We start from the raw sequence: 24,653 nt of genomic DNA on the forward strand, positions 1-24,653 counted from the left end.
TCTTTGTTTCCCTGTCCTTCCTTGGTCTTTCCTCTCACACCTTCTGAATAGCCCTCTTTTTAGCTGACCAGTTGGGTTACCGTGACTAGTTGGTAGCCGCGGGTGCGGAGGGCTTGGACTATGGGGCCTACGGCTTGGGCGGTGTAGGGGGCGTTGTCGCCGCCGTGCATGTGGAGGACGACTATTGAGCCGTTCTGGACGTGGTCGAGGACCTGCTTGATGATCGGCTTCGGGGACTTGGCGAAGCCGTCGGCGCCGGGGACGTCCAGGCCTACGGCGGTGACGCCGGCGGGGGCCAACTCGCGGAGGGCGGTGGTGTCGTAGCAGCCGCCGGGAAAGCGGAACCACCTGGTGGCGTGGGGATCTACGCGATCCAGTTCGACGATCGCTCGCCGTACGTCGGCCAGCATCTGGTCGCGTGGCACGGTCCCCAGCGTGTAGCAGTGCTTGGTGAAGCCGCGGTGGTCGTAGGTGTGCGTCCCCAGCTCGAACAGCGGGTCGTTGGCCAGCTGGCGGGTGATGTCCGGGTACTGCTCCATCCACATCCCGGTCAGGAACATGGTCGCCGGTACGTGCAGCGCGTGCAGCTCGTCGATCAGCGCCTTGTTGTAGTACGACTTGACCTTGCCGGACAACAACCGCCGACGCATCAACGCGGTCAGATCCGCGTCGAACGTCAACGCGATCCGCTTCTTGTCCCGCGGCCCGTGATCGAGCACCGGCATCAGCTTCACGTTGCTGGACGCACCGGGCTTGGCCTGCACCGGAGCGATCGTCGGCCGGATCGGCTTCGCAGTACGCACAGGCACCGAAGGCGCGCGGGTCTGCGGCGTTTCGACCGTCCTGGTGTTGCTGCAAGCAACAAGCGTCAATAGCAGGGCACCGGCTAGTACGTGCTTCCCCCAGGTCACAAGGTCCCAGTATGCCTACCGCCAGGGTCGGTGCTCCCAGTCGGTCCGGGTCATGGCCCACACCTGTACGTCGTGTACGCCGTGATGCACGAACGCCTGCCGCAGCGTGCCCTCGTGCACCATCCCCAGCCGCTTCGCGGTCGCAGCGCTGCGGGCGTTGTCCGCAGTACAGCGCCATTCGACCCGGTTGAGCTCGCGTACGCCGAATGCCCAGTCGATCATCCGCTGCGCCGCCCGCGTGACCAGTCCGCGGCCCTCAGCCTCCGGAGCGACCCACGCGCCGAGCTCGGTGATCCCCAGGTCGGTGTCGAAGCCGCGGAACTGCATGCCGCCGACCAGCTCGCCGTCGAGCCAGATGCCGTACATCCGGCCCTCGTCAGCCGCCTGCCGGCGCGCGTACCGGCCCAGGTAGTTCCGGGCCCGTTCGAGATCGGTGACCACCTCGACCCACGGCGCGTACGGCGCCAGCGCATCACGCGCCTTGTCCACATGCGCCAGGAACTCAGCAGCCTGCCACGGCTCGAGCGGCCGCAACTCGGCCGACTCCGTCAACGGAACAGCAAAGCGCACCCGCTCACTCTACGGTCAGCGTCAGCCGCTGAATGCCCCAGTTGTCCGCGTCGGGGCCTGGTGGGAACCACACGTCGACGATGTCGTCCTTGATCCAGCTGCCGATGTCGGCCGCGTAGCAGTGGCCGTAGCCGGGGACGTAGAGGCGAGTGCCCCACGGGATGATGCGGGCGTCGACCGCGCAGATCCCGGTGCCGGCGTTGTAGCCGAGCGCCGTCTGCGCCACGTCGTTGTACGCCGACACCCGGTAGTTCAGCGTGGTCCCGACAGGCATCCGGTACGACGCCAAGTGGTTGGACGAGTCGAGCCGGTACGACGTACTGATCTGGCCGATCGACGACGCCGCCGTGTCCTCGGCCGACATCGCGTACACCTGGTAGTGCGCACCGGCGCACGGGCTCGCGTCAGTCACCTGCAGCGTCGGCTGTCCCCAGTCGCTGATCCACTGCAGCGCCTGCCCGTTCCGGAACGCCCGGTATGCCTTCGCGCCGGCCACCCGGTTGAACGTGAACGTCACCTTCCCGTCCGCACCCAGACCCCCGCTGACACCACTCGGCGCAGGCAGCCGGCCGCTGACGTCGTACGGCGGTGCGGTGGTCCCGTTGCCGTGACCGCCGGAGATCGGCCGGTCGGGGATCGGGCCGGTGTAGAAGTGCTGGCAGGCCGGCAACGCGGCCGATGCGGTGGCCGGAGCTACCAGCAGAGAAGCGAAACTCAGCAGGACAACGGCGAGTGAACGCATGACGGCAAGACCTCCAAGGTGGGGCGGGACCAGGGAGTTTCACTGTTAAGTAGCGGTCCCGCCACACCTTTAGTCAAGGTCTCGACGTAAATCAGCTCACCAGATCGTTGGCCGAGCGAAGCACGGGTACGCCGACCTCGGACGGGGCGGTCGCGCCGGTGACATGGAACGTGTGGGTCTCGCCGGCCGACAACGTGATCAGGCACGAGTCGACCCGCGCCGCCGGGTCCAGCCGATCCGGGAAGAGGGCCAGATCCTTCGCGAGTGCGGTCGCCGTCACGACCACGTCGTACCCGTCGTCGGTCTTCGTGACGGCGGACGAGTAGGCGTCGGCCGCCAGCGTCAGCGCGGTGTCCTCGACGAAGTACCAGTACGCCGTGGTGTCGCCGCGGACCTCGAGGTACTCCGCCGCCGGGTCGGCAGCGACCGCAACCGACTCAGGCAGACCGTTGAGCACCGCAGACCGAGCCGGCACCTCGAGCGCGAACGTTTCGCGGGCCAGCACCTCACCGTCGCGAGCGGTCGACCGCCGGGTCACCGTCACCTCGGTCTTCCAGGCCTCGTCGGTGTCGTTGTGCGCGGCAACGACCAGCCCGTCCTCCCGCGGCTGCACGGTCAGCAGCCGGTCGGCGTACACCCGCTTCAGCGCGAACCACAACGGCTTGCGGATCCCGTGCCCGTCGACGGCGGCCCAGGAGACGACCGGCCAGTTGTCGTTCAGCTGCCAAACCACAGCACCCGTGTTGAGCGGGAACAGCGAGCGGAAGTGCTCGATGCCGTAGGCAACGGCTCGCGCCTGGTTCAGCTGCGTGGTCCAGTGCCAGTCGTCGATGTCCTTCCACGCCGGCAGGTGCTCACCCAGCCCACGCTCCAGCTTGAGGTTGCCCTCGTAAGCCTTCTGGTGCACCAGCATCTGCGAGCCGTACGGATCCAGTGGCGCGTCGTGCACCACCGACGTCAGCGTGGACCACGCCGGCGGACCCTGGAAGCCGAACTCCGACACGAACCGCGGCTTGTATTTGCGGTACGTCGTGTAGTCCACCTGGTTCCACACGTCCCAGATGTGCATGGTCCCGTGCCGCTCGTCGTTCGGGTGGATGAACTGGTCGAACGAGTACGGGCTACCGGCCGAGTACGGCGTCCGCGGGTCGAGCTCGGCGACGATCTTCGGCAGCAGATCGAGGTAGTACCCGGCGCCCCACGGCCGCCCGGCCAGCGGGACCCGCCAGCTCCACTCGACGTACCCCCAGATGTTCTCGTTGTTGCCGTTCCACACCGCGAGGCTGGCGTGCTTGCTCAGTCGCGTGACCGCCTGCCGCGCCTCGGCCTCGACCTCGCTCCGCAGCGGCTCCTCCTCGGAGTACGCCGCGCACGCGAACAGGAAGTCCTGCCAGACAAGGATTCCCAGCTGGTCGCAGACGTCGTAGAAGTCTTCGCTCTCGTAGATCCCGCCACCCCATACCCGCAGCAGGTTCATCCCGGCGTCGACGGCGTCCTGGATGCTGGTCCGGTACGTCTCGGCATTCAACCGCGTGACGAACGCGTCGTCCGGGATCCAGTTCGCCCCGCGCACGTAGATCGGTTTGCCGTTCACCGACAGCACGAACGGCGTGCCCTCGTTGTCCGGGGCAACGTTCACGGTGATGTCGCGGAAGCCGACCCGCCCGTTCCACGTCTCGTCGGTCAGCGTCACCACGACGTCGTACAACGGCTGCTCGCCGTGCCCGCGCGGCCACCAGAGGTCCACCTCGGGGACCGTGTTGGTGAGTACGACGGTGTCCCACCCGGGCTTGACGCTCGCGGTCTGCGTCGTCCCGCCGACCTCAACGGTGACGGTGGCGTACTCCGAGGCGGTGTCCGTCCAGGCCAGCGACACGAAGGTGTTCAGTACGCCATCGGCCCCGGCCAGCGGGCGGACCGAGTCGATGCGCACGCCCGACCACGACTCCAGACGGATCGGCCGCCAGATACCCGCGGTCGCGACATCCGGTCCCCAGTCCCAGCCGAAGTTCGAGGCCATCTTCCGCAGTTCGTTGTACGGGTGCAGGTTGGTATGCGGCCAGCTACCGACCTTCGCCCGCTCCGCCTCGGCCGCCGTCACCGGACCCTCGAACTCGATCACCAGCTCGTTGTCGCCGGCAACCAGTGCGGCCGTGACGTCGAACCGGTACGAACGATGCTGGTTCGCGGTGCGGCCGACCTCCTGACCGTTCAGCGTGACGGTGGCGACCGTGTCGAGCCCGTCGGCGACCAGCTCCTGCCGGTCGTTGCCGTCGGCGGTCCAGCTGAACGTCGTCCGGTAGCTCCACCGGGTCCGCCCGATCCAGTGCAGCTTCGACTCGTTGCCGCCGTCGAACGGGTCCGGGATCTCGCCGGCCGCGAGCAGGTCGGTGTGCACCTCGCCCGGGACGGTCGCGGCCACCGGCCGGTCGATCAGGCCGTCAGGCACCGGACCGTCGACGGCGCGGACGGTCCAGGCGGCGCCGCCGGCGGTGGTGAGGTCAAAGGTCTTCAGCGATGTCACAGTCGGACTCCAGGGGATGAACCGGTTTAGTAAAGCCGTGCCGGAAGCGTTGGCGGATCGGTGGAGGTCAGTTGTCCAGCACGTACCGTCGCCACAGATCGGCGAGGGCACGGTGTCCGGCCGGGCTCGGGTGCACGCCGTCGCCGGCGAGCGTTTCGCGGCCGACGGACACGGCCTGCTTCGTCAGCTCGACGTCGGTCGGTACCAGGATCGCGCCATACTCGACGGCCAGCTTCCGGACCACCTCGAGCTTCGGGTCCAGGTCCTCACGCCACGCCTCCTGCCCGTCCTTCACCGGCAGCAGGAACGGCTCCATCAGGACCACCGGACAGTCCAGCGGGTCGAGCAGCGCCCGGTACGACGCCTCGAAGGACTCCGCCGTCGTCGGGTCGTTCTCGTCGTACCGCCGCCAGGTGTCGTTGATCCCGATCAGGATCGACACCAGCGCGGGGTCGTGGGCCAGCACATCGGCGGACCACCGGGCGGCCAGATCGGCCGCCCGGTTGCCGCTGATGCCGGCATTGACGATCTTCGGCCGGCGTTCGCCCAAGTCGTCGGACAGATCGCGGACATAGCCGTCCCCGAGCCCGGAAGGGTCGGTACGGCGGCCGCAGTCGGTGACCGAGTCCCCGGCGAACACGACGGTCCGCCGGGGATCGAGGAAGATGCTCGTCATAGCGTTGCTGCGGTCACGTCCCAGTCGTCCGGCAGGATCGGCGCGACCTCGACCGTGCTGTTCACGTCGACGAATGCGCCGGTGTCGATCGAGTCGGTGATGGAGGCCATCACGTCGACGATGTGGAACGCCAGCGCCCCGGTCGCCCGGTGCGGCCGGCCGGCCCGGATCGCCCGGGCCATCTCCAGTACGCCAGTGCCGCGCTGAGCGACCGCCTTGGTGTCGGCGACGGTCTCCCAGTCGTCCGCGCCGCGGCGACGGATCTTGATCTCACCGTCGAACCCGTTCGGGTCCGGAACGGCCAGCGTCGCGTCCGAGCCGGTGATCTCGACGAACCCGGCCCGCGACAGCGGCGAGTCGAAGCTGAAGATGCTCTGCGACGACTGACCCGACTCGAACTTCGCGATCGCGCTGACATGCGTCGGCACGGTCACGTCGAAGTCGGTCCCCGCCAGCGGACCGGAGCCGATCGTGCGCTTCTCCTTCGACTTCGACCCGATCCCCGCGACCGCGGCGACCGGACCGAACAGCTGCACCAGCGTGGTCAGGTAGTACGGGCCGATGTCCCACAGCGGGCCCGCACCCTCCTGGAAGAGGAACGCCGGGTTCGGGTGCCAGGACTCCGGGCCGGGGGACTGCATCAGGGTGAGCGCGGTCAGCGGCGTACCGATGTCGCCGCGCTCGATGATGCGACGGGACTCCTGCAGACCCGGGCCCAGGATGGTGTCGGGCGCGCAACCCAGCCGCACGCCGGCGTCCTGTGCCGTGGCCAGCAGCTTGAGCCCGCTGTCCTGGTCCAGCGAGAACGGCTTCTCGCTCCACACATGCTTGCCTGCGGCAACCGCTGCCAGGGCCACCTCGACGTGCGCGATCGGGATGGTCAGGTTGACCACGATCTCGACATCGGGGTTGTTCAGCACGACCTCGGGGCCGCCGTGGGCCTCGATGCCGTACTGCTTGGCCTTCTCCTCGGCGGCTTCCGGCCGGAGGTCGCCGATCGCGACGACCTTCAGGTCCGGGAAGCTCTGCATGCTCTTGATGTAGGCGTCGGAGATGACTCCGGCGCCGATCACACCCACGCCAACTGCCGTCATGCAGGTGCACCCTCTCCGGTGAGGAAGGCGTAGCTGCCCTCGACCGCGTCCATGATCTCGCCGGTGAAGTCGTCCAGCTCGACCACGCGGAGCGCGTTCGGCGCGGCGGCCAGGATGTCCCGGACCGCGATGACGCCGTCGCCGACCGCGACCTGGGCCTTGTTGTTCAGCGTGCCGTCGCCGTCCTTGACATGGATCGCCTTGACCCGGTCGCCGAACTTGCCCAGCAGCGCCGGTACGTCGGCGCCGCCGACGGCCGCCCAGTACGTGTCCACCTCGAGGATCACGTCGTCGGACAGGTTGTCGACCAGGATCTCCAGGCCGTGCGCGCCGCCGATCTTCGACTCGAGCTCGAACTGGTGGTTGTGGTAGCCGACCGTAATGCCGTGGTCGGCGGCCTCGATCGCGGCCTTGTTCAGCCCGTCGGCGATGACCTTGATGTCGTCGGCGTTCTGCCAGCGAGCCGGGTCGGTGTGCGGGTCGATCACCGTGGTGATGCCGAGCCGCTTCGCCGCCGCGTAGATCGGGCCGGCCTCGTCGCGCAGCAGGCCGGCGTGCGTGGTGGGGGCCGAGAGTCCGTGCTTGGGCAGCGCGTCGGCCAGGCGGTCCGCGTAGGCGGTCACACCGAAGGGCTCGACCTTGGTGTAGCCGATCTCCGCGATCCGCGCCAGGGTGCCGTCGAAGTCTTCTTCGAGCTTGCCCCGGACCGTGTACAACTGGAGGGACAGGTGGTCCACTGCGACCATTGGTTTCTCCTTGTCGGCGGCGCGTCACCCGCTGCCCTGGGGTTTGCGCCGACTGATAAGCCGAACCGGTTAAGTAACGGCGCCAACGGTATCCCACCGAGCCCTGGCGGCACCACCCTCCGCCCAACGACTGGGCGGTCACTAAGGCGGCCGCCGGCACTTCTCTCGGGTTCCCGAGTTTGATCAAACGGTCACTTTGTGTGCTCAAGTGATGACAGGGTGTTCAAGTCAGGCGCACACTGGAGGATTCCGGACCGACCGTCAGCGGTCCGGCCGCCCGTGAGGAGTGAACCGTTGTGTCCCGTGTGACCATCAAGGAGATCGCCCGTCGCTGTGGTGTCTCCCAAGGCGCCGTCTCGTACGCCCTGAACAACCAGCCCGGGGTGTCGGAGGCCACCCGTGCCCGGGTGCTGCAGGTCGCCGCGGAGCTGGAGTGGGCGCCCAACCGGGCCGCTCGTCAGCTGTCCGCCGCGCGCAGTGAGACGTTCGGGCTGGTGCTGGCGAGATCGGCACAGACTCTGATCGAGGAGCCGTACTTCATGGGCTTCGTCGGCGGCGTCGAGTCGGTCCTCGCGGAGAAGTCGTACGCGCTGGCCCTGCAGGTCGTGGCCGATCTCGACGAGGAGCTGGCGACGTACCGGAAATGGGCCGCCGAGCGCCGGGTCGACGGCGTGATCGTCGTCGACCTCCGGGTCGCCGATCCGCGGCTCCCGGTACTGCGGAAGCTCGGGCTGCCGGCCGTTCTGGTCGGGGATCCGGCGCTCGCGGACGGGATGCCGTGCGTCTGGACGGACGGTACGGCGGCGATGAACGCGGCCCTGGACCACGTCGCGTCGCTCGGCCATCGGGTGATCGCGCGCGTCGCGGGGCCGCCGGAGTTCGGCGATGTCTGGATCCGCGACCAGGCGTTCGAGCTGGCCACCCGCCGGTTGTCGGTCGAGACAGGCATCCATCACACCGACTACTCCGCGGCGCAGGGCGCTGCCGCGACGCGGGACGTGGTCACCGCGTCGCCGCGCCCGACCGCGATCATCTACGACAACGACCTGATGGCAGTCGCCGGCCTGGCCGTTATCCAAGGCCTCGGCCTGAAAGTCCCCGACGACCTCACGCTGGTGGCCTGGGACGATTCGGCGCTGTGCCGGATCACCCATCCCACGCTCACAGCGCTCAGTCACAACATCGTCGGGTACGGCGCGGAAGTGACCCAGCGGCTGCTTGGCCTGATCTCCGGCGCCCAGCCCCAGGCCCACCTCTACTCGACGCCATTACTCATCATTCGCGACAGCTCGGCGCCCCCGGGTTAGGACGCCGTCACCGTGACCGGCACCCCGTTGACCGCGGCGGTGCCGGCCACGGCGTCGGTGTAGCCGGCGTCGGTCACGTCGTTCACGCTCTGGCCCGCCACCTGATTCGCGATCGTCAGGCGGGCGCCCGGCCGATTGTGGCCGAAGCCGTGCGGCAGGCTGACGACCCCAGGCATGATGTCGTTGCTGGAGGCAACTTCTACGGAGATCGAGCCGGCCGCGGAGGTGACCGTGACGAACTGGCCGTCGGTCAGGGCACGCTCGGCCAGGTCGTCGGGATTCATCAGCAGCTGATGCCGGGGCCGGCCTTTCACCAGCCGCGCCGAGTTGTGCATCCAGGAGTTGTTGTTGCGGAGGTGGCGCCGGCCGATCAGCAGGAGCCGGCCGTCCAGCTCGTTGAGCGAATCCAGTCGCGGCAGGTCGTCCAGGATCATCCGCTGCGCCAGATCGATCCGCTTCGACTTGTGATGCAGCGCTGCGGGCAGCGCGGGCTGCAGCGGTCCGAGATCGATCCCGCCCGGCGACTTCCGGAGCTTGCCCACCGACAGCCGGTACGGCCCGATCCGCAGCCCGGCGTCCACGACCCGGCGCGGCGAGACCCGCAGCCGGGCCGTCACCTGGACGCGCTGGCGGCTCCACGGAGTACGCCGTACCAGCGCGAGCCCGAGATCCCGGAAGATCTCCCAGTCGTGCCGGGCCTCTGCGGGCTTGGGCAGGACGGCGTCGTTCCAGCGCGCGGTGTTGCGTACGGCGAGCTGGTGGAAGATCACGTCGTAGTGGTCGCGCTCGAGCGGCGGCGCCGGCGGCAGGATCACGTCCGCGTGCCGGGTCGTCTCGTTGATGTACGGATCGATCGCGACCATGAACTCCAGCGACCCGAGCGCCTCGTCGAGCTTGCGGCCGTTCGGCGTCGACAGCACCGGGTTGCCGGCCACCGTCACCATCGCCCGGATCTGGCCGTCGCCCGGCGTCAGGATCTCCTCGGCCATCGTCGACACCGGCAGCTCGCCGCCGAACTCGGGCAGCCCGCGCACCCGGCTCTTCCAGACCCCGATGTGCCCGCGACCGAGACCGAGCAGCGCGTTCACCGCCGGCCGCGGGAACATCGTCCCGCCCGGTCGATCGAGGTTCCCGGTGATGATGTTGAGCACCTGGATCGCCCACTGGCAGATCGCGCCGAACTGCTGCGTCGACACCCCGACCCGCCCGTAGCAGGCCGCCCGGTCCGCCGCGGCGAACTCGCGGGCGATCCTCCGGATCACGTCTGCCGGGATGCCGGTGATTCCTGCCGCCCGCTCCGGCGTCCACGGCTCCACCACGGCCTCGACCGTCGCCAGCCCGTCGACGTACTCCGCCGGACGCGCGGCGCCCGACGAGATCACCTCATGGATCAACGCGAGCAGGAACGCGGCGTCCGTCCCCGGCCGGACGAAGTGATGCTCGTCCGCGACCGCCGCGGTCTCGGTCCGCCGCGGATCGATGACGACGACCTTCCCACCGCGCTTACGCACCTCCTTCAGCCGTCGTCCGAAGCCGGGCGCGGTCATCATGCTCCCGTTCGACGCCAGCGGATTCGCACCGAGCATCAGCAGGTACGACGTCCGGTCGATGTCCGGCACCGCGACCATCAGTTGGTGCCCGTACAGCAGGTACGACGACAACATGTGCGGCAGCTGGTCGATCGACGTCGCGCTGAACTTGTTCCGGGTCCGCAGCTGCCTGACCATCGTCGGCATATGCGTGAGCGCGCCGAGACTGTGCACATTCGGGTTGCCGAGGTACACGCCGATCGAGTTCCGGCCGTGCTCCTTCTGGATCCCGGTCAGCTTGTCGACGACGAGCTCGTACGCCGCGTCCCAGCCGATCTCCTCCCAGCCGTCGGACGTCCGCCGTACCGGCGTGACCAAGCGGTCGGGGTCCTCCTGGAGGTCACGTAGCGCGACCGCCTTCGGGCAGATGTGACCGTGGGACAGCGGGTCCGACTCGTCGCCGCGGATGTCGGTGACGCGGCCGTTCTCGACGGTCACGAGCACGCCGCAGATCGCTTCACACAGGTTGCACGAGGTCCGCCGTACGGTCATCCACTCAAACTACCCTCGGGTAGGGACAGTCGCCATCAGTCGAAGACGGCCTCGTCGAGTCGCCCGAGGATCGCGTCGACCGTCTCGCCGACCGACAGGTCGGAGTTGTCCAGCCACAACCCACGCCGTGGGCTGAACGCGTGCAGCTCGTAGTCGAGCTCGTCGACCAGATGATGCGCGCCGCCGAGCCGGTTGGAGATGACCTCAGGCCGCGGTGTCAGGACGACGAGGTACCGCGGGCGGGTCCGGATGCCGTCGAGGAATTCGCGCAGCAGTTCACCGATCACGACGTCCTGCAGGACGACGGTGAAACCCGCCTTCGCATACTCGTCGGCGGCCAGGCACGCGAGCCGGTAGCGGAGCTGGAGCTGACGCTGCGCTTCGAGCACGTCGTCGGCCATCGAGGCTTGTCCGCTGACGATCATCCGCCGGAAAACATCCCCCCGAAGATGCACCCCGTACTGGAATCTTTCGGCCAGCATCTGGGACACCGACGACTTCCCCGCCGCCATGATTCCACTGACGACGATCACCCCCTCGGACTCCATGCGGTGATCGTGCCACGTGGCGCAAGGTTTTGAACCGGTCGCGGCGATTCTTCTCCGAAAACCCTAGGTTTCTCAGGGGTTCTAGGAGATCAGCGACTCCAGGTGGTGACGCATCAGCTGGCGTAGCCGGGCCGGAGTGGTGCGCTCCGGCTGGATCGCCGCGTGCAGTGCGAGGCCGTCGAGCAGGGCATGGAGTACTTCGACCTCGCGGGGCAGGTCGAGACCATCCTTCAAGACGCCGGCCTCGGCGAGCGAACGGAGCAGCGTCTCGCACAGCTGACGCAGTTCGTTGTGCACCTTGTCGAGGTGCTGTTGCAGGGTGCCGGCCCCGGATTCGGCCCGGGCCTGGGCCATGAACGCGAGCCACACGTCGAACTCGGCGCGACGCTCCGCATCGAGCGGAAGCACCTCCTCGAGGTAGCGCAACACGATGGTCTCGCTACTGCCTTTGGGCTCGATCGCGCCGACCCGCTCGGTCACCCGACGGGAGACGAGGTCCATCGCGAAGCTCAGCAGACCGTCCTGGTCCGGAAAGTAGTAGCGGACCGCGCCGGCCGACCAGCCCGCCTCGGCGGCGATCGTCCGGACGGAGGCGGCCCGGATCCCGTCCCGGCGGACCACGCGCCACAGCGCCTCGGCGATCTCCTCGCGGCGAGCGGCGTGGTCGACGATCTTCGGCACGCGTCCTTTTTAGCACAGTTGTGTTAGTGTCGTTTTACAACACAGTCGTGCTGAAAAACTCGGGAGGGTGAACGACGTGCTCGTCGCTGTGATCGCCGCGTGTGAGATCGGGTTCTGGGTGCTGCTCGCCGCAGGCCTGGTCACGCGGTACCTGCTGAAGCTGCCGAGGGCCGGGATGGTGCTGCTGGCCGGCGTGCCGCTCGTCGACGTCGTGCTGCTGGTCGCGAGCGTGATCGACATCCATCGCGGTGCCGAGCCGGCGTTCAAGCACTCACTGGCCGCGATCTTCATCGGCGTCAGCGTCGGCTTCGGTCATCAGACGCTTCGCTGGGCCGACGCGTGGGCCGCGCACTACCTCAGCGGTGCGCCGCGTCCGGTGAAGCCGCCGAAGCGAGGCCCCGAGCGTGCGCGCCGCGAGCGCGCCGGCTGGTTCCGGCACCTGATCTCGTATGTTGTCGGCGTCGGCATCATGATCGGCCTCGGCCTGCTGTCGGGTCGTGGGTACGACGCGGTGCTCGCGCCGGCCGGGACCTGGACGCTCGTGCTGGTGATCGACGCGATCGTGTCGTTCAGCTACTCGTTCGAGCGGGACCGCGAGAAGCAGTCGGTCTGACCTCCCGGGTCTGGGCAGTTACTCGTCGTACATTTCCTGCATGACGACGCTTGGGCGGATCTGGGCTGCGGTGACCGCGGCCGTGGTGGTGTGCGGGATCGTCATCCAGCTCTTCGTGACGGCGAGCGGGCACGAAGGGTTCTTCCCAGACAACCCGGAGCGGGTGTTCAACGTGTTCGCGTACTTCACGATCCAGTCGAACCTGCTGCTCGGCGGTACGGCACTGCTGCTGGCGCTCCAACCGGACCGGTCGGGCGGCGCGCTGTTCCAGACGCTGCGGCTGAACGGCGTGCTGTGTATCGCGGTGACCGGCATCGTCTACCACGCGGTGCTCGCGCGCGACGCCGACTTCCGCGGGTGGGCCGAGGTGGCGAACTTCCTGCTGCACACGGCGGCGCCCGTGATCGGTGTACTGGGCTGGCTACTCTTCGGACCGCGCGGTCTCACCGACTGGCGGGTCACCGGCTGGTCGATCGTCTACCCGCTGCTGTGGCTGGTGTTCACGCTGGTCCGCGGCGCGTTCGTCGGGTTCTACCCGTATCCGTTCGTGAATGTCGACGAGCACGGGTACGGACGGGTGTTGCTCAACTGTCTGCTGGTGGCGGTACTGTTCCTGGCTCTGGCGGCCGGGGCGACCACTCTCGACCGCCGGTTGCGTCATGAGAGGGTGTCTTGAAACTCTGCGCCTACTGCGCGGCGCTCGGCGGGCGCATCGCTGCGTTGGAGGGCGAGGCACGGAGAACCCCACTCCGAGCCTCGCCCTCCGCCTTGCGCTGCACTCCGCCGAGCACCTGCTCGCGACGGCGCAGAGTTCCAAGACACCCTCTAGACAACCGTCGAAAGGTAGACCCGTGCTGGTGACCTCGCGCTCGTACGCCGAGTACGAAGCGATGTTCGACCTGAAGGAACTCCCCGACTCCATCCTCGACTGCTGCGCCGGCGGCGCGAGCTTCACCGCCGAGGCCGCCGAGCGCGGTGTCGACGCGATCGCCGCCGATCCGGCGTACGAGCTGGAGACGCCCGAGCTCGTGGACAGCGTGCGACGGAGCCTGCCGGCCACGTCGGGAATCGTCGACGAGCATCAGGGAAGTTTCGTCTGGCACTGGTACGGATCGCCGGAGCGGAAGGACCAGTACCGGATCGAGGCGGCCGACCGGTTCCTGCAGGACGTGATGGCGGCGCCGGAGCGGTACGTCGCCGCGGGCCTGCCGGAGCTGCCTTTCGGCGATCGCCGTTTCGAACTGGTGCTCTGCTCGCACCTGCTCTTCACCTGGTCGGACAAGTACGACCGCGACTGGCACGAGGCCGCACTGCGCGAGCTGATCCGGGTCAGCAACTCCGAGGTCCGGATCTTCCCGCTGGTGCAACAGGGTGCGGGCGAACCGATCCCGTGGCTGCCGGAGCTGCTCGCCTCGCTCGAGGGCGTGACCACCGAGATCCGGAAGGTCCCCTACGAGTTCCAGCTCGGTGCCAACGAGATGCTGGTCATCACCCGCAGCTAGGAGGGCGTCTGAGGACCCTGCGCCTACTGCGCGGCACTCGGCGGGCACCTCGGCGCGCTGGAGGAAAGGCCACGATGAAACCACATCGAGGCCTCCCCTCCAGCACGCCGAGGCACTCCGCCGAGCACCTGCTCGCGACGGCGCAGGGTCCTCAGACGCCCTCAATCTCTGGTGCTTCCCGCTCATCGCGATCACGGATGAGTTTGCGCCTACCCGCCACGATGAGCGGGAAGCGGTCCAGGGATGCCGGGCAGGTGGCGGGAGGACGGTCTGCCGCCGACCCGCCCGGCCGCCGGGTCAGCGCAGGTACTTGCCGCAGACGGGCCACGGGGAGGCGCCGCGCTGCGCGTACAGCTTCTTCGCGCGCATCAGCTGCTCGGCCGCGGAGGCCTTCGCCGGGTTGCCGGAGCCGCCGACGCTGCGCCAGGTCTGCAGGTCGAACTGGAACAACCCGTAGTAGCCGGCCGCATTCACGGCTCGCGGGTTTCCGCTGGACTCGCAGTTGGCGACCTTGGCCCAGGCGCCGCTCAGGTTCGCCTTGCCGCTGCTCGCCTTCGGGCGGTCCTCGGACCGGCTCGGCTTGGCGTCGCGGTTGACCTTCTTCGTGGTCTTGCGGGTCTCGGACTTCTTCACGACCCGAGGCGTCGAGGTGGACTTCTTCGCGCCGTCCAGGGTCAGGGTCTGCCCGATCAGGATGAGGTTCGGGTCCTTCAGGTGATTGATCCGGGCCAGCTCGTGCCAGTCGGCGCCGTTGGCCTGGGCGATCTCGGAGAGGGTGTCACCGGCTTTGACCTGGTAATCGGTCGCGAACGCCGCGCCGGCTCCGGCGGCGGTGATACCGGCTCCCAGACCGGCGATGGAGAGGGTTCGGGCCACCCGGCGAGTACTTCGCCGGGCGCGCGCATGTCGGGCCTTGGACATCAGGAAGCGCTCCTTGTGAGCTCGGGCATGGTGGGGCACACCAGGCCCTCGTGCAGGGGGAGGGGCAATCCGGACACATCCCACAGCAGGTCACAGGACAGCGTCCGAATGATCACGCCACGGTAACGACGCGACCTGAGTCATCCTCGGTGAGGTTTCTGCGAAACGCAAGACCAGATCCGGATCTGCCCCGAACTTTTTCCACCCTCTGACGTACCGAAACCCCAACAACAGAACGGTTTCCGGGCCGACACGCCGATCGGCGACAGCCTGGAACCGATCGGTTTATCACCGGTGGAAATAGCGTTCCGGGACCAGTTCCACGGTCAATTCCCGGATCGTCTCCCGCGCGTCCTCGGGCCAGGCTTCCCAGACCTGCCGGGCCCACTTGAGCAGGGCCGACTCAACCTCGTCGACCCCGCCGGACATCAGCACGTCGTACGCCGTGAGCTCGCCGACACGGTCCGGCGGGACGAGCCGCGGCCAGTCGTCGTACGAGTTCGCCATGATGCCGTGGGCGGTGCGTACGTCGAGGTTGCCCGAGCCGCGTTCGAAGTACATGTAGAGGCCGTTCAGCGCGAACACCGGGCCGATCCGCGGGGCGTCCGGGTTGACGTGCTGCCCGCCGTACGCGTCGATCCGGAGCTGGTGCAGGTACCCGAGGCGGGCCGCGTTCCGGACCTCGAACCCGAGCAGCTCACCGGCGACCTCCGCGCACTCCGGCGAGGCGTTGTACTTCGGGGTGTCCGGCCACTCCGACGATGGAAGTACGGCGCGGCAGCCAGGACAAACCGTTGATTCGTGCGTGCCATCGGGCGAGTTCACTCGTTGATCGAAGCACGGGCACCGCCGTCCGGCAGCTGGATTTACCGTCGGGGGTCGCGGTAGCCGGCGGATGAGGCGACGGATGTGATGGGGGCAGTAGGCGTGATCCGAGTGGCTCTCGGCCATCGCGGCACGTTGGTGCGTGGTGCACTGGCCGCGGTGCTGGCAAGAGAGAACGACCTGGACGTGGTGGCCGAGCTGGACCGCTCGGAGGATGTCCTCCAGGTGGCCGGGCGGCGCCCCGATGTCTTCCTGCTCGATCCACAGCTGCCCGGCCGGATCCGGATCGAGGAGCTCTGCCGCAAGCTCGCCGGCCGCGGCGTCCTGGTGCTGATCGACCACGAGGCGATCGCAGCCACCTCGCTGGCGCTGGTGAAACAGGCGCCGCGCATCGGGCTGATCGCGACCGACGCGACGACCGATCAGCTGGTGCAGGCTGTCCGCGACGTGGCGAAGGGGCTGCCGGTCGTCGACGTACGGCTCGCTGTGGCTGCTTTGAAGGCGGGTGACAATCCGCTGACCGATCGCGAGTGCGAAGTGCTGCGCCAGGTCACGACCGGAGCTACCGCGCAGGAGGTCGCGCGGACGCTCAGCCTGAGCGCGGGGACCGTGCGGAACTATCTGTCCCGGATCCTCGCCAAGACCGGTTCGCGGAGCCGGATCGAGGCGATCCGCAAGGCTCAGGACGCGGGCTGGATCTGAGGGCTGGGCGCCCAGCTGCCGTGGAGGTCCCGGTAGAGGCGGGACGTGCGCATCAGGCTCGCGTGAGTGCCGATCGCGGCCTTGTTGCCGTCGAGGACGAGGATGCGGCGGGCGCGCAGGGCCGAGCTGATCCGGTGCGCGATGACGATCAGCGTCCCGTTGCGCTTGGCAAACGCCTCTTCGGCCTGACGCTCGGCCTCCGGGTCGAGGAAGCAGGTCGCCTCGTCGAGCACGACCAGCGGTGCGGGGGAGAGATAGGCCCGGACCAGCGCGATCAGCTGCTTCTCGCCGGCCGACAGCTCGCCGGGTTTGATGTCGTCCAGTCGATCGATCAGCTGCGTGGCACCGACCGCTTCGACAGCGTGCCTGACCTGCGCTGTCGTTGCATCGGGCAACAAATAGGTGAGGTTGTCGTGCACGCTCCCGCTGAAGACGTAGGCCTCCTGTGGGATCAGCACTCGTGTCTTTGCGAGCTCCTCGGTGGCCACCTCGGTCGGCGGTGCTCCGCCGAGCAGCAGACGGCCGTTCGTCGGGGTGAGCATGCCGCAGACCAGGCCGGCGAGTGTCGACTTGCCGATGCCGCTAGGTCCGACCACCGCGAGGTGCTCGCCCTCGGGGATGGTCAGCTCGAGTTTGTCGAGCACGGGCTCGGCCTTCGGGCCATAGGCGAACGTGAGGCCTTGGAGCCGGACCTGGTAGCCCTTGACGTCCTCGACCGGCCGCGGCTGGTCCGTGGGAGTTGAGGTGTCGAGGATCCGGCCGAGCGTGATCACATACCGCAGGCCGCTGTCGCCGAGGGCGTTCATCACCGTGTTCAATGCGGGCTGCAAGCCGATCAGCACGTAGGTGAGTCCACCGAGCAGCGTGCCTGTGCTGACACCGCGGTCGACCAGCCACGGCCCGGTCGCGAGCAGGATCAGCAGCGGCAGCCAACCTCCGACGGCGAAGCACAGCGTCCGGAGGGCCGCGACCTTCGCCAGTGCGCGCTCGGCCGCCGCGTGTGCCTCGATCGGTTGGCCGACCAGCCATTCGGCGTACTCCTCGGTGCCGGCCGCGGTGATATCGCGTACGCCGCCGAACACCATGCCCGCCGACGCTGCCAGATCCTCATCGGCCGTCAACGACGCGCGCACCCGATCCGCCGCCATCCCCAGCACCGCCAGCGACAAGGCGAACCCGACGAGGAACGGCGGTACGACGAACGCCGCGACGAGCGGAGCGAGCGACAACAATCCGGCCAGCACGCCGAACAGCGTGACCGCGAAACTGCGCAGTACCAGGACCAGTCCAGCGAACGTGTCGCGGACGATCTCCACCTGCCGATTCAATCGTGCGACGGCGCCGTCGTCCCCACCTCGCAGCGCGCCGCCGACGACCCGGCGTACCAGGTCGTCGCGGAGCGGCTCGACGAGATCGCCGAGCCGTGCATAGACCTGTCGCGCCCCGGCCGCGCCGAGCCCTGCTGTGGCGACCAGCCCGGCGAGCCAGGCGATGCCTTGCCACGCGTGCCCGGCGAGAAAACTGTCGGTCGCGCGCGCCACCGCGATGCCGTACACCGCCGTCGGCAGGATCTCCGGAACCGACCACGCGACCAGCTTGACCGTGGCCCGCCTCCGCAGCGCCGCAGCGCCGTACGACAGCTCCCGCTTCATCCGAAAAGTTCTCGGTACGACGTGTTGTGCCAGAGGTCGGCGTGGGGGGCGATGGCGCGGATCTGGCCGTGGTCGAGCCAGATGACCAGGTCGGCGCGGGCCGCGGTCCCGGGACGGTGCGTGACGATCAGGCGGGTGCGGTGGTGCCGGTCCTCGGTCAATGTGCGGCTGATCTGGCGCTCGGTGGCCGTGTCGAGGCTCGACGTGGCGTCGTCGAGAACCAGGAGCCGACTGGCGGACCAGGCCCGGGCGAGGCCGAGCCGTTGCCGTTCGCCGCCGGACATCGGTGCCTTGCGCAACGAAGTGAGGTACCCGTTGGGCAGCCGGCTGACGAAGTCGTGGGCGTGGGTCGCACGGGCGGCGGCCAGTGCCCGGATCGGGCTGACCGCGTGCGGATCGATCGCCTCGCCCACCGTCCGGCCGACCAGCTGCGGACGCTCGAACGCGCAGCCGACCGCGCTCCGCAGCTCATGCCGGCTGATGGCCTGCAGCGGTACGCCGTCCAGCGAGACCTGGCCGGTCGACGGATCCCGCAGTCGGGCCGCGACCGCCGCGAGGACGGACTTGCCGGCACCGCTCGGACCGACCACAGCGACCGTGACGCCGCCAGGAAGGTCGAGGTTCACGTTGTCCAGCAGGACAGTCCCGTCGGCGACCACGCTGACACCGTCGAAGCTGAGCTGGCCCGGTCCGGCCGGGACCGGCAGCGTGCCGTGGGCGATCGTGTCGATCGCGATCACCTCGGCGGACCTGTGTACCCCGGCTTTCGCGCGGGCGAGTTCGCCGAGGACACCGGTCAGGTTGCCGAGGCCCGCGCCGAGGACGGCGTACTGCGAGGCGGCGAACAGCTCGCCCGCGGTGATGTGGCCGGCGACGAGCTGCAGGCCGCCGACCGCGAGTACGGCGACGAGCACGAGCGGGCCGACGACTGCGGCCTGTGCGCCGGAGCGGGAGAGGATCCGCCAGGTGACGACGCCGTTGCGGTGGAGCTCGGGGAGGAGGCCGAGGATGCGCTGCTCCTCGCGTTCCGTCGTACCGGCGGCGGTGATCGTGCGGATGCCGGTGAGCGACTCGGACAGCAAAGCGGCGATGCGGCCCTGGGTCTCCTGGTAGTTGAGGCTGACGTCGGCGGTCCGCTTGGCGAACGTCCACAGGACGAGGATCACCAGCAGTACGCCGCCGAAGAAGGCGGCAGCGAGCCACGGGTCGATCAGCGCCAGGAGGACCAGACTGCCGAGTGGCGGCGCGATCGCTGCGATGGCTGTCACGGCGGCCGGCCCGGCCTGGGCGGCGTCGGTCGCGTTGGCGGAGACGCGGGTGACGAGGTCGCCGGTCTCGAAGTCGCGCGTGCCGGCCGGGCCGCCGCGGACGACGTGCCGGACGAGGCGATGGCGCAGCCAGGCGGTGGTTTCAGCGACACAGGCTGCGCCGGCGAACGCGTCGACGATGCTTGCGGCGATGCCCAGACCGATCAGCGCGGCGGCGGCGATCAGCCAGCGGGTGTAGCCGTTGCCCGAGACGATCGCATCGACCGAACGACCGAGGATGGTTGGGAGCGCGAGTGTCACGCCGCTACCGATGAGCGCGTTGAGTCCGATCAGCGGAAGCCAACCGCGACCACGTTTCGCCACCTCTTGGAAGGTGATCATCGGTCCAGGCCCGTCTCGGTGGCGAGGAAGGCCAGCATGTCGGCGGCCAGGTTGATGCCACCGGTCGTGTGGCCTGCGTCCGGCTCGAATCTGAGCAGCACCGGCCGTTGGCTCGCGGTTGCGTGCTGGAGCGCTGCGCACATCTTCCTTGCGTGCAAGGGATCCACGCGGGTGTCGTTCCCGAAGGCGGTCAGCAGGACGGCCGGATACTTCACGCCGCTCTGGACCCGGTGGTACGGCGAGTAGCTCGCCAGCGTCTCGAAGTCGTCCGCGTCCTTGACCGAGCCGTACTCCGCGGTCCAGCGGTCGCCGAGACCTGAGAGCTCGTAGCGGAGCATGTCGGTGAGCGGGGCCGATGCGACGGCTGCTGCGAAGAGCTCTGGGCGTTGGGTCAGGGCAGCCGTGACGAGCAGACCGCCGTTGGACTCACCGCAGATGGCGAGCTCGTCGGCCGTGGTCCAGCCTTCGCCGATCAGGTACTCGGCCGCGGCGATGAAGTCGTCGATCGTCTGCTGCTTGGTTGCGTCGCGGTGTGCAGCATCGCCGCGAACGGTGGCGGTCACGAACGCGCCGCCGGCCTCGACCCAGGCGAGCGCGAAGGCGGAGTACGTCGGGGTGAGCGCCTGCCCGAAACCGCCGTACCCGTAGAGGATCGCCGGTCCACCAGGCTTGCCAATCACCTGGAGCTCGAGCTCGGTGCCGTCGCGCGAGGTGTAGCTCAGTGTCTGTGTCTCTGCTTCCCGGGCGCTGCCGGCGCCTGTTGTCTGGCCGGTGCTCGCGTCGTAGCAGTAGACCGTCGGTGGCGTGACGCTGTCCGTGTAGGTGAACCAGGCACGGTTCTCGTGGGCGCTCAGTGATCCGACCGATCCGACGCCCGGGAGGTCGATGGTGCCCTGCCGGCGACCGGTCTCGCGGTCGTGGACAGTGATCGTGCTGGTTGTGCTTGTGAGGACGACTTCGTCGAGGATCGCGAGGCCGGTCAGCGGTGCGGTGAGCTGGATGTAGTCACGCCAGACGGTCGGCTCGGCCGGGTCGCCGATGCGGATCCCGTCGGCCGTCACGACGTACAGGCGGTTGTCGGGGCCGACCGACATGATCGTGGTGGTGTCTTGCGGGAGGTGCGCCGGTGGCTCGTCCTTCGACAGGTCCGCGAACCACAGGTCGTCCGTCGTACAGATGGTCAGCCAGCGCCCGTCGGCGCTGAGCTCCAGGCCGTACGACGCCTCGCGGTCGAGGATCGTGGTGTCGTCGGGGTCGCCCAGGCGATGGCGTCGCACCTGGCGGAATCGGACGTAGTAGAACGCGCTGCCGTCGGGGAGCCAGGCGACAGGGGAGTACCGGCAGCCGTCTAGTGGGCCGTCGATGAGCTGGCCCGTTGTGATGTCGAGGATGCTGAGGGTCGAGCGCTCGTCGCCGCCGCGGGAGAGCTGGTACGCGAGCTTGGTGCCGTCCGGTGACGGCTGCCAGGCGTCGAGCGTGGTCGGCCCCGTCGGGTCGAGCTGCTTCGGATCGATCAGCGGGGTCTCGTCGACGAACAGTACGGGCTGGCGGCCTGGCTCGCGGCGCAGCGTGAAGCAGCGGCCGCCTCGCCAGACGGGTGTGGACACGCTGCCGACCTCGGACAGCTGTCGCACCCGGTTCTTCCAGGCGAATCGGCTGGTCAGCGTGCCGGCGTACGTCAGCCACAGATCGTCCTGAGCCCTTGACCACTGTTCGGTCTCCGCGGCCGAGGAGTCCTCGAGCCAGCGGTACGGGTCCGCGACGCTCCGACCGTGCACCTGCTCCACGAGCGGCAAGCGCTCGGCGCATGGATAAGACTGCACGGAATCGATCACCTCACTCTCTTCTTCCGTCCCCCACCAACACAACGAGCGCTGGGTCGCTGAGCTACAAGAAGCGGCCCGGCGACCGAGGCGAGTCGGCCACCGGGGGTCTTGCTCCGGCCCTGAATGCAGGTCGGCCCTGGGTGGGACAACGCCCACCCAGGGCCTCACTACCTGGCATTAACAGGTGCCGTATCAGTGGCAGAGCAGCAGGCTCAGGTTGCTCGGGGTCTGCGAAGCGCAGCCCAGCACGGTCAGCGTGGAGCCGCCGTGGTGGTGGCCACCGTGGCCGTAGCCCGGGGTCTCCAGACCCTGAAGGTCGAGAAGTGCCATGTGTTTACACCTCCTTCGGTGCAAGTCGTCGGGATATGGACTCGGACCACTGGGGAGGTCCGAGGAACGGGAGGGCGACCGGCGCGTCGTGCAGCGCCGCACCCAGGGCCAGCAGTACGCCGGCCGATCCGGTCGCCAGGTCCATCGAGAGACGGAGCAGCTGGTTGCCCGGGTACGCGAGGCCGCCCTCGAACGGCATCGCGTGCCAGCCGAGACCGTGCACGAGGTCGTCGACCGTTGCCTGATCCTCGCCGAGTGCAGCGGCGGAGAGGAGCAGGCCGGCGCGACCCATGAACAGGCCGGGCTGGACGTAGTAATCGCAGTGCGTGACTCGCTTGAGCTCCTGGAGCGTGTTTGCGAGCTCCTCGGACGGGCGGTGGCGCAGGTAGCGCTCGAGGACCAGTGCGACGCCGGCCGAACCCTCTTCGAGGTACGGCAGGGTCCGCCAGCCCTGGTTGACCTGGCGCATCCCGTCGTCGGTGAGCACTGTCCGCTTGAGGTCCTGCCGGATCGCAATCTCGGCCAGGTCGAGCAGCCCGGTGTCGCCGAGCTGCTCGAACGCGGTGAGGAACAGCAGCGCCGGCCCGGACGATCCGTACATCAGCCCGGCGCGCGCGTGCTGGCCGCCGCTGATCTCCGGTACGTCGACCTGCAGCCGATCGGCGACCAGGTCGAGCACGCGGACGGCCTTGGCACGGAGCGCCGGCTCGGTGTCGAAGTACAGGAGGTTCAGGCCGATGCCGGCGAGGCCGGAGTGCAGCCCGAGCTCGCGGGAGCTCCAGTCGTCAGTGAGCGTGCGGTCGACCAGGTCGAGCGCGTCCTGCCGGTAGCCGAGCTCTCCAAGGACGTGTGCGACGCCGTGGAGGCCGTCGTACAGACCCGGTCCGGTCTCGGTGTCGAGGGCCCGCTTGCGCAGCCATTCGTCGTACTGCGGGAGCCGCGAGCCGGTCTTGCTCAGCGCGTAGAGCACGCCGGCTGCACCGGTGGCGAGGTCGATGCCGCCGCCGTCGCGGAACTGCGCGATGTCGCCGGGGAACAGGCGGTCGGTGCGTTCGGGGGTCGCGCTGGCGACGATGGCCCTGGTGAGGGCGTCGCGTACGTCGGTCCACTCGGCCTCGCCCGGCAGCGCCAGGTCGACCATCGCCGGGTCGTGCGTCTTGCCCGGGCCGACGATCGTCCTGACCGCCTCGTCGAGCGTGGCCCGCGGCACCGGGAAGGTGTCGGCGATCATGTCGGCGAGCTGGAACGCCTTGCCGGGATGGAGGTTGAGCAAGATGGTTGCCTGCGGCGCGTAGACGCCGAGCGCGATACAGGCGAGCGCGTACCGGTCGACGTCGACGCCTTGCCGGTCCTGCGGAGCGGCGTACCCGGGGTGGGCGAGCGTCGAGCGGGCCTGGTCCTCGGCCTTGGTCGCGACCTCGAAGTCGATGAGTGTGAGCTTGCCGTCCGCGTCGAGCAGCAGGTTGTCCGGATGCAGGTCGCAGAACACGACACCGCGCTGGTGCAGCTGGCCCACGGCCTCGCCGACCTTGGCGATCATCGCGGTCGCCCATTCGGCGTACTCCGCTTTGTCGGCCTCGGTCGCGTCCGGGTGGGTCAGCGGATAGCGGCGTACCAGCTCGCGTTGCAGCGACACCGAGTCGATGTGCTCCTGCACGAGGAAGTGATGCTCGCCCAGCTGCAGGTAGTCGTGCGTCTTCGGTACGGCGTCGAGGCCGTCGAGCTGCTCGAGGATGTCGCGCTCGTGGGCGATCCGCGCGACCGCGTCCCGGCCGGCCATGTCGAGACCGGCGTACGGCCGGCCTTCCTTGAGGACGACGCGGTCGCCGGTCTCGTTGTGGTGGCCGACGTACACGCCGCCGCCGTTGGAGAACTGGATGACGCCGTCGATCGTGTACGCGAGGTCGTTGGTGGTGACCGCGTTGCGGGCCTCGAGGTGCGGCTGCAGGAAGTCCGGCAGCGTGATCCACGGCGGCGTGACGAAGGTCGGGCCGCGGTGGTCCGGGACAAGGTTGCCCTGGGCATCTTCGATCGCGAGCACGCGTTCGCCGGTCGCCGACAGGCAGTGCCGGCTGACGAAGGCGCCGTACCGGACGAAGAGCGGACCTTCGGCGTAGCGCAGATCGCTCAGGATATAAGGGCCTTCGACGCCGCGGAGGATCTCGTCGAGCTCCTTCAGGACCAGCTCGCACTGCGCGTCGTCGGTCGGGTAGATCGTCACCAGCTTGCCGCTCGACCCGCGGGGAGCAGCCTTGGAGTTGACCATCACCAGAACGGCTTCGTTGCGCAGGAACTTGAACGCGATGCCGCGCGGGACGCAGTACTCCCACACCGCCTCGAGCGTCCGCTCCACGTCCTGCAACCGTGCCGACACGTGGATCTTCCACCCCTGCGCGGGCAGCCGGAGATCGTCGGGCGCGTAGTGCATCCACTGCTCACCCGGCACATGCCGCCACCCGTCCGGCACCGCCCGCTCGGCGATGGCGAAATCCGGATGCTGAGCACCGCGATTGGCCGGCGTCTCGTAGAACCGCCGATCCGCAAGGCAGTAGAACTCGTAACTCTCATGCATGACTGTCCGACCCCCCTTTCGTGGTGCCCCGCCACATCTTGGGCGCCACCACAGGGCTCGGCGTAGTGCACGATGTCATCACTCTCGTGTGAAGAACCCACACACTACGAGTGAGTAACTAAACACTCTTCGTTACCGTACTGCACAACCTGAGCGCGAATCCGCCCGTTACAACATGTCA

The 24,653-nt window shown here is 68.6% G+C and carries 22 protein-coding genes; 5 read left to right on the forward strand and 17 right to left on the reverse strand.

Annotated elements, in window-relative coordinates:
- Positions 1–59: 59 nt before the first annotated feature.
- From ABT313_RS43045 to ABT313_RS43075, 7 genes are all read right to left on the reverse strand, one after another.
- Positions 60–911, reverse strand: a complete 852-nt coding sequence (locus ABT313_RS43045; RefSeq protein WP_350866616.1) for a polysaccharide deacetylase family protein — start codon at positions 909–911, stop codon at positions 60–62.
- A 15-nt stretch (positions 912–926) separates the two neighbouring features.
- A complete protein-coding gene (locus tag ABT313_RS43050) occupies positions 927–1,481 on the reverse strand; it encodes a GNAT family N-acetyltransferase (protein WP_350866618.1) in 555 nt (184 codons plus the stop codon).
- Between the two features lie 4 nt (positions 1,482–1,485).
- A complete protein-coding gene (locus ABT313_RS43055; protein ID WP_350866620.1) occupies positions 1,486–2,223 on the reverse strand; it encodes a 3D domain-containing protein in 738 nt (245 codons plus the stop codon).
- 91 nt (positions 2,224–2,314) lie between these two features.
- Complete coding sequence (locus ABT313_RS43060) at positions 2,315–4,747, reverse strand: glycoside hydrolase family 2 protein (RefSeq protein ID WP_350866622.1); 2,433 nt, start codon at positions 4,745–4,747, stop codon at positions 2,315–2,317.
- A 67-nt stretch (positions 4,748–4,814) separates the two neighbouring features.
- Positions 4,815–5,423: an SGNH/GDSL hydrolase family protein gene (locus ABT313_RS43065; RefSeq protein ID WP_350866623.1), complete on the reverse strand. Its 609-nt coding sequence runs from the start codon at positions 5,421–5,423 to the stop codon at positions 4,815–4,817.
- Entirely contained in the window at positions 5,420–6,517 is a 1,098-nt protein-coding gene (locus tag ABT313_RS43070; protein WP_350866625.1) for a Gfo/Idh/MocA family protein, read from the reverse strand. The genes ABT313_RS43065 and ABT313_RS43070 overlap by 4 nt, the downstream gene beginning before the upstream one ends.
- A complete protein-coding gene (locus tag ABT313_RS43075; protein WP_350866627.1) occupies positions 6,514–7,263 on the reverse strand; it encodes a sugar phosphate isomerase/epimerase family protein in 750 nt (249 codons plus the stop codon). Before ABT313_RS43075 ends, ABT313_RS43070 begins: the two co-directional genes overlap by 4 nt.
- A 296-nt stretch (positions 7,264–7,559) precedes the next feature.
- Here ABT313_RS43075 and ABT313_RS43080 point away from each other — a divergent pair, with 296 nt between their 5' ends.
- A complete protein-coding gene (locus ABT313_RS43080) occupies positions 7,560–8,570 on the forward strand; it encodes a LacI family DNA-binding transcriptional regulator (RefSeq protein ID WP_350866629.1) in 1,011 nt (336 codons plus the stop codon).
- On the opposite strand, the gene ABT313_RS43085 is transcribed toward ABT313_RS43080, so the two are convergent.
- The 3 genes from ABT313_RS43085 to ABT313_RS43095 form a co-directional block, all read right to left on the reverse strand.
- Positions 8,567–10,651: a molybdopterin-dependent oxidoreductase gene (locus ABT313_RS43085; protein WP_350866631.1), complete on the reverse strand. Its 2,085-nt coding sequence runs from the start codon at positions 10,649–10,651 to the stop codon at positions 8,567–8,569. The genes ABT313_RS43080 and ABT313_RS43085 overlap by 4 nt on opposite strands.
- A gap of 35 nt (positions 10,652–10,686) precedes the next feature.
- Positions 10,687–11,199 (reverse strand): AAA family ATPase, encoded by a 513-nt coding sequence (locus ABT313_RS43090; RefSeq protein WP_350866632.1) that lies wholly within the window; start codon positions 11,197–11,199, stop codon positions 10,687–10,689.
- 81 nt (positions 11,200–11,280) lie between these two features.
- Positions 11,281–11,880 carry a TetR/AcrR family transcriptional regulator gene (locus ABT313_RS43095; protein ID WP_350866634.1) on the reverse strand — a complete coding sequence of 200 codons (600 nt, stop codon included), beginning with the start codon at positions 11,878–11,880 and terminating at the stop codon, positions 11,281–11,283.
- A 67-nt stretch (positions 11,881–11,947) separates the two neighbouring features.
- On the opposite strand from ABT313_RS43095, the gene ABT313_RS43100 reads away from it, so the two are divergent.
- From ABT313_RS43100 to ABT313_RS43110, 3 genes are all read left to right on the forward strand, one after another.
- On the forward strand, positions 11,948–12,493 hold the full coding sequence (locus ABT313_RS43100) for a 2TM domain-containing protein (protein WP_350866636.1): 546 nt from the start codon (positions 11,948–11,950) through the stop codon (positions 12,491–12,493).
- Positions 12,494–12,533: 40 nt separating this feature from the next.
- Entirely contained in the window at positions 12,534–13,169 is a 636-nt protein-coding gene (locus tag ABT313_RS43105; protein ID WP_350866638.1) for a Pr6Pr family membrane protein, read from the forward strand.
- A gap of 175 nt (positions 13,170–13,344) precedes the next feature.
- Positions 13,345–13,995: a class I SAM-dependent methyltransferase gene (locus ABT313_RS43110; protein WP_350866640.1), complete on the forward strand. Its 651-nt coding sequence runs from the start codon at positions 13,345–13,347 to the stop codon at positions 13,993–13,995.
- A 297-nt stretch (positions 13,996–14,292) separates the two neighbouring features.
- Here ABT313_RS43110 and ABT313_RS43115 read toward each other — a convergent pair whose 3' ends face one another.
- Both ABT313_RS43115 and ABT313_RS43120 read right to left on the reverse strand, forming a co-directional pair.
- Complete coding sequence (locus tag ABT313_RS43115) at positions 14,293–14,916, reverse strand: transglycosylase family protein (RefSeq protein WP_350866642.1); 624 nt, start codon at positions 14,914–14,916, stop codon at positions 14,293–14,295.
- A gap of 288 nt (positions 14,917–15,204) precedes the next feature.
- Positions 15,205–15,741, reverse strand: a complete 537-nt coding sequence (locus ABT313_RS43120) for a DUF5946 family protein (RefSeq protein WP_350866643.1) — start codon at positions 15,739–15,741, stop codon at positions 15,205–15,207.
- Positions 15,742–15,843: 102 nt separating this feature from the next.
- Between ABT313_RS43120 and ABT313_RS43125 the strand changes: the two genes are divergently transcribed.
- Positions 15,844–16,443 (forward strand): response regulator transcription factor, encoded by a 600-nt coding sequence (locus ABT313_RS43125; RefSeq protein WP_233714898.1) that lies wholly within the window; start codon positions 15,844–15,846, stop codon positions 16,441–16,443.
- Here the strand turns inward: ABT313_RS43125 and ABT313_RS43130 are convergent.
- The 5 genes from ABT313_RS43130 to lanKC form a co-directional block, all read right to left on the reverse strand.
- Complete coding sequence (locus tag ABT313_RS43130) at positions 16,422–18,095, reverse strand: ABC transporter ATP-binding protein (protein ID WP_350866646.1); 1,674 nt, start codon at positions 18,093–18,095, stop codon at positions 16,422–16,424. The two genes, ABT313_RS43125 and ABT313_RS43130, sit on opposite strands and share 22 nt — an antisense overlap.
- Positions 18,092–19,726: an ABC transporter ATP-binding protein gene (locus ABT313_RS43135; protein WP_350866647.1), complete on the reverse strand. Its 1,635-nt coding sequence runs from the start codon at positions 19,724–19,726 to the stop codon at positions 18,092–18,094. The genes ABT313_RS43130 and ABT313_RS43135 overlap by 4 nt, the downstream gene beginning before the upstream one ends.
- Positions 19,727–19,740: 14 nt before the next feature.
- Positions 19,741–21,567 carry a prolyl oligopeptidase family serine peptidase gene (locus ABT313_RS43140; RefSeq protein ID WP_350866649.1) on the reverse strand — a complete coding sequence of 609 codons (1,827 nt, stop codon included), beginning with the start codon at positions 21,565–21,567 and terminating at the stop codon, positions 19,741–19,743.
- Positions 21,568–21,762: 195 nt separating this feature from the next.
- Positions 21,763–21,900 carry a SapB/AmfS family lanthipeptide gene (locus tag ABT313_RS43145; protein ID WP_130387812.1) on the reverse strand — a complete coding sequence of 46 codons (138 nt, stop codon included), beginning with the start codon at positions 21,898–21,900 and terminating at the stop codon, positions 21,763–21,765.
- A gap of 4 nt (positions 21,901–21,904) precedes the next feature.
- Positions 21,905–24,472 carry a class III lanthionine synthetase LanKC gene (gene lanKC, locus ABT313_RS43150; protein ID WP_350866651.1) on the reverse strand — a complete coding sequence of 856 codons (2,568 nt, stop codon included), beginning with the start codon at positions 24,470–24,472 and terminating at the stop codon, positions 21,905–21,907.
- Between the last annotated feature and the right edge of the window lie 181 nt (positions 24,473–24,653).

Source organism: Kribbella sp. NPDC000426, assembly GCF_040300265.1.
Lineage (GTDB): Bacteria > Actinomycetota > Actinomycetes > Propionibacteriales > Kribbellaceae > Kribbella.